This window comes from Novosphingobium sp. 18050 (genome assembly GCF_902706195.1).
Taxonomy (GTDB): domain Bacteria; phylum Pseudomonadota; class Alphaproteobacteria; order Sphingomonadales; family Sphingomonadaceae; genus Novosphingobium.
The window spans coordinates 1-412 of sequence record NZ_CACSJO010000109.1 but is presented as its reverse complement, the minus strand read 5'-3'; the positions used below and the strand labels follow the sequence as shown (position 1 = coordinate 412).

Below are 412 nucleotides of genomic sequence, written 5' to 3'. Positions count from 1 at the left end.
CTCATCCGCGCGGCCAAGGCGCAGGCGCTGATCGCCGGCCGCGACTACGTAGCGCCCGACGACGTGCAGGCCGTGCTGCCGCAGACGATCGCGCACCGGCTCGTGCCCGTGGGCGATGCGGGGCGCGGTGCGGCCGAACAGGTGGTGGCGATGGCGGAAGCTGTACCCCTGAAATGAGGGAGCACCCCCCTGAGCGGCTGCGCCGCTTCCCCCCGCTCTCGCCGTGCTGCGCACGTCGGGCGGGTGGACGCAGCCCTCGCTGCGGGGCGGCCCTTGCTTGGCTGCCACTGGACTGGGCCATGCCGGTTTCATGGGCCGTGGGTAGCGCCTTGCGCGCTGGAGAATCGAGATGAACGCGCGGAACAACGAAGTGGTCCTCCAGGCACGCGGCCTCACCAAGCGCTTCACCGAA

1 protein-coding gene is annotated in these 412 nt (G+C 71.4%); it reads left to right on the top strand.

Translation table 11 applies throughout. The features are described from left to right. Positions 1-3 precede the first annotated feature (3 nt). A complete protein-coding gene (locus tag GVL61_RS25560; RefSeq protein ID WP_368667152.1) occupies positions 4-177 on the top strand; it encodes a hypothetical protein in 174 nt (57 codons plus the stop codon). Positions 178-412 lie beyond the last annotated feature (235 nt).